This window comes from Chryseobacterium sp. GW823-FHT05E08, from assembly GCF_058795655.1.
The window spans coordinates 1-5,011 of record NZ_JBXAHY010000010.1; the positions used below are offsets into that span (position 1 = coordinate 1).

General features: G+C 47.7%; 2 tRNA genes and 3 rRNA genes. All 5 read right to left on the reverse strand.

Going from position 1 to position 5,011, the window contains the following annotated elements:
- Positions 1–6 precede the first annotated feature (6 nt).
- A 5S ribosomal RNA gene (rrf, locus tag AC1Q7L_RS22070) occupies positions 7–114 on the reverse strand.
- A 205-nt stretch (positions 115–319) separates the two neighbouring features.
- A 23S ribosomal RNA gene (locus tag AC1Q7L_RS22075) occupies positions 320–3,079 on the reverse strand.
- A gap of 162 nt (positions 3,080–3,241) precedes the next feature.
- Positions 3,242–3,315 (reverse strand) — tRNA-Ala (locus AC1Q7L_RS22080).
- An 82-nt stretch (positions 3,316–3,397) separates the two neighbouring features.
- Positions 3,398–3,471: transfer RNA gene (locus AC1Q7L_RS22085), tRNA-Ile, on the reverse strand.
- A gap of 216 nt (positions 3,472–3,687) precedes the next feature.
- Positions 3,688–5,011, reverse strand: a 16S ribosomal RNA gene (locus tag AC1Q7L_RS22090); the annotation flags it as partial.

Below are 5,011 nucleotides of genomic sequence, written 5' to 3' on the forward strand. Positions count from 1 at the left end.
AATAAAAACTGGCGGCGACCTACTCTCCCGCTTTCGCAGTACCATCGGCGCTGGTGGGCTTAACTTCTGTGTTCGGAATGGGAACAGGTGAGCCCCACCGCTAAAACCACCCTAAAGGCGTTATATAAGGTTCGAGGGTTTAGGAGTTAGGGCTTAGCTTGGTGCTAAATCCTGATACCTGGTTCCTGATACCTAATTTTAATCGATAAAAACAGTCACAAAGACAAAACCTTTCTTGCACTTGCAAGGAGCTTGAGATAGGTTTATAATGTAATATTAATGATTACTCATTTGATGATTATATTTATTCCTGTAAATAGGCAATAAATCTACGGGTAATTAGTACTACTCGGCTATGCTGTTACCAACTTTACACCTGTAGCCTATCAACGTCGTCATCTCCAACGACCCTTAAAAGATGTCTCATCTTGAGGCGAGTTTCGCACTTATATGCTTTCAGTGCTTATCTCTTCCAAACGTAGCTACTCAGCGGTGCTCCTGGCGGAACAACTGATACACCAGAGGTTTGTTCAATTCGGTCCTCTCGTACTAGAATCAAGCCCTCTCAAACATCTAACGCCCGCAATAGATAGAGACCGAACTGTCTCACGACGTTCTGAACCCAGCTCGCGTGCCACTTTAATGGGCGAACAGCCCAACCCTTGGGACCTTCTCCAGCCCCAGGATGTGACGAGCCGACATCGAGGTGCCGAACCTCCCCGTCGATATGAGCTCTTGGGGGAGACTAGCCTGTTATCCCCGGAGTACCTTTTATCCTATGAGCGATGGCCCTTCCATACGGAACCACCGGATCACTATGTCCTGCTTTCGCACCTGATCGACTTGTAGGTCTCACAGTCAAGCACCCTTATGCCATTACACTCTACGCACGGTTACCAAGCGTGCTGAGGGTACCTTTGAAAGCCTCCGTTACTCTTTTGGAGGCGACCACCCCAGTCAAACTACCCACCACGCAGTGTCCTTCTAAAAGAAGTTAGGCTCCAAGTAAGTAAAGGGTGGTATTTCAACGTTGACTCCACAAACACTAGCGTGCCTGCTTCAAAGTCTCCCACCTATCCTACACATTACTTACTCAAAGTCAATACGAAGTTATAGTAAAGGTTCACAGGGTCTTTTCGTCCCATTGCGGGTACTCGGCATCTTCACCGAGACTACAATTTCACAGAGCTCATGGTTGAGACAGTGCCCAGATCGTTACACCATTCGTGCAGGTCGGAACTTACCCGACAAGGAATTTCGCTACCTTAGGACCGTTATAGTTACGGCCGCCGTTTACTGGGGCTTCAGTCAAACGCTTCGCATTACTGCTAACGCCCTTCCTTAACCTTCCAGCACCGGGCAGGTGTCAGACCCTATACAGCATCTTTCGATTTAGCAGAGTCCTGTGTTTTTGATAAACAGTCGCCTGGGCCTTTTTACTGCGGCCACCATTGCTGATGGCGTCTCTTCTCCCGAAGTTACGAGACTATTTTGCCTAGTTCCTTAACCATGATTCACTCTAGCACCTTAGGATTCTCTCCTCGACTACCTGTGTCGGTTTTGGTACGGGTTGCTTCACTTCGGCTTTTCTTGGAAGCACTTTCCTTACAACAACTTCGCCCGAAGGCTAGGTCTTGACTATTCCGTCAGTCTCCAGTAAGTACGGCACTCCGTCCCCTTTTTAGTGTGAGCAAGTATGGGAATATTAACCCATTGTCCATCCACTACCCCTTTCGGGTTCGCGTTAGGTCCCGACTAACCCTCAGCTGATTAGCATGGCTGAGGAAACCTTAGTCTTTCGGTGAGCGGGTTTCTCGCCCGCTTTATCGTTACTTATGCCTACATTTTCTTTTCTGTCCGCTCCACAATGGCTCACGCCACTGCTTCTGTGCAAACAGAATGCTCCCCTACCAGATATAACCCAAGGTTATAAATCCATAGCTTCGGTACTCTATTTATGCCCGATTATTATCCATGCCGGACCGCTCGACTAGTGAGCTGTTACGCACTCTTTAAATGAATGGCTGCTTCCAAGCCAACATCCTAGCTGTCAATGCAGTCCAACCGCGTTGCTTCAACTTAATAGAGATTTGGGGACCTTAGCTGTTGGTCTGGGTTCTTTCCCTCTCGGACACGGACCTTAGCACCCGCGCCCTCACTGCCGTGGAACATTTATTAGCATTCGGAGTTTGTCAGGAATTGGTAGGATTTGACTCCCCCGCATCCAATCAGTAGCTCTACCTCTAATAAACTTATACACGACGCTGCACCTAAATGCATTTCGGGGAGTACGAGCTATCTCCCAGTTTGATTGGCCTTTCACCCCTACCCACAGGTCATCCGAAGACTTTTCAACGTCAACCGGTTCGGTCCTCCACTTTGTGTTACCAAAGCTTCAACCTGCCCATGGGTAGATCACAAGGTTTCGCGTCTAATACTACTAACTAAGCGCCCTATTCAGACTCGCTTTCGCTCCGGCTCCGGACCTGAAGTCCTTAACCTCGCTAGTAACATTAACTCGTAGGCTCATTATGCAAAAGGCACGCCGTCACCCAACATGTGGGCTCCGACCGCTTGTAGGCGTACGGTTTCAGGTTCTATTTCACCCTTCTATTCGAAGTGCTTTTCACCTTTCCTTCACAGTACTTGTTCACTATCGGTCTTTCAGGAGTATTTAGCCTTGGAGGATGGTCCCCCCATATTCAGACAGGATTTCACGTGTCCCGCCCTACTCATTTATCATCCAAATATACCTTTCAAATACGGGGCTATCACCCTCTATGGCTGTTCTTTCCAGAACATTCTTTTAAATATATAAAGACTTTTGGGCTAATCCGCGTTCGCTCGCCACTACTTACGGAATCTCTTCGATTTCTTTTCCTCCGGGTACTTAGATGTTTCAGTTCTCCGGGTTTGCTCTCCTTGCGGAGTGACATGTCTTCAACATGCCGGGTTGCCCCATTCGGACATCTGCGGATCAATTCGTGTGTGCCGATCCCCGCAGCTTTTCGCAGCTTACCGCGTCCTTCTTCGCCTCTGAAAGCCTAGGCATCCGCCATACGCCCTTAACGATTTCTTTCCTATTTTATTAATTACTCAAGCACTCGCAAGTGCTCGGTTTTCTCTTTGTGATATTTTTACCGTTAATGTCAATGATCTTTAATGTCTTTCTGCTCGTCTGATAAATGAATATTTGTTTTGGCTCTATTCATCGTACTTTTAAATCAGACTCACAAAACTGTGGAGAATAAGGGAGTCGAACCCTTGACCTCCTGCGTGCAAGGCAGGCGCTCTAGCCAGCTGAGCTAATTCCCCCTCTAGGTGCTGTAGGCTGTAGGCTATAAGCTTTAGGCAAAATGCCTACTGCTTTAAGCTTAATGCTTACCGCTTTAATTAGTAGTCTCGGGCAGGCTCGAACTGCCGACCTCTACATTATCAGTGTAGCGCTCTAACCAGCTGAGCTACGAGACTTTGTTATGAGTAATGGGTGATCAGTAATAAGTAATATTTGCATATCCCTTTTTCCTCTCCCTTTATACTCAATCTCTCTTCCCTGTTACTAATTTCTAGTGGGTTTTGTATTTTTTAATATAAATCAACCGAGTAAAAAACTAAAACGTTCTTTAAGTAAGTACAATTTGTACATTTAAGTACTTTGTATTTTGTTTAACGTCTAAAGACGCTCTAAAATGAGATGTTCCAGCCGCACCTTCCGGTACGGCTACCTTGTTACGACTTAGCCCTAGTTACCTGTTTTACCCTAGGCAGCTCCTGTTACGGTCACCGACTTCAGGTACCCCAGACTTCCATGGCTTGACGGGCGGTGTGTACAAGGCCCGGGAACGTATTCACCGCGCCATGGCTGATGCGCGATTACTAGCGATTCCAGCTTCATAGAGTCGAGTTGCAGACTCCAATCCGAACTGAGACCGGCTTTCGAGATTTGCATCACATCGCTGTGTAGCTGCCCTCTGTACCGGCCATTGTATTACGTGTGTGGCCCAAGGCGTAAGGGCCGTGATGATTTGACGTCATCCCCACCTTCCTCTCTACTTGCGTAGGCAGTCTCACTAGAGTCCTCAACTTAATGCTAGCAACTAGTGACAGGGGTTGCGCTCGTTGCAGGACTTAACCTAACACCTCACGGCACGAGCTGACGACAACCATGCAGCACCTTGAAAATTGTCCGAAGAAAAGTCTATTTCTAAACCTGTCAATTCCCATTTAAGCCTTGGTAAGGTTCCTCGCGTATCATCGAATTAAACCACATAATCCACCGCTTGTGCGGGCCCCCGTCAATTCCTTTGAGTTTCATTCTTGCGAACGTACTCCCCAGGTGGCTAACTTATCACTTTCGCTTAGTCTCTGAATCCGAAGACCCAAAAACGAGTTAGCATCGTTTACGGCGTGGACTACCAGGGTATCTAATCCTGTTCGCTCCCCACGCTTTCGTCCATCAGCGTCAGTTAAGACATGGTAACCTGCCTTCGCAATTGGTGTTCTAAGTAATATCTATGCATTTCACCGCTACACTACTTATTCCAGCTACCTCTACCTTACTCAAGGCTCGCAGTATCAATGGCAGTTTCATAGTTAAGCTATGAGATTTCACCACTGACTTACGAGCCCGCCTACGGACCCTTTAAACCCAATAAATCCGGATAACGCTTGCACCCTCCGTATTACCGCGGCTGCTGGCACGGAGTTAGCCGGTGCTTATTCGTATAGTACCTTCAGCTTTCCACACGTGGAAAGGTTTATCCCTATACAAAAGAAGTTTACAACCCATAGGGCCGTCGTCCTTCACGCGGGATGGCTGGATCAGGCTCTCACCCATTGTCCAATATTCCTCACTGCTGCCTCCCGTAGGAGTCTGGTCCGTGTCTCAGTACCAGTGTGGGGGATCACCCTCTCAGGCCCCCTAAAGATCATTGACTTGGTGAGCCGTTACCTCACCAACTATCTAATCTTGCGCGTGCCCATCTCTATCCACCGGAGTTTTCAATATCAA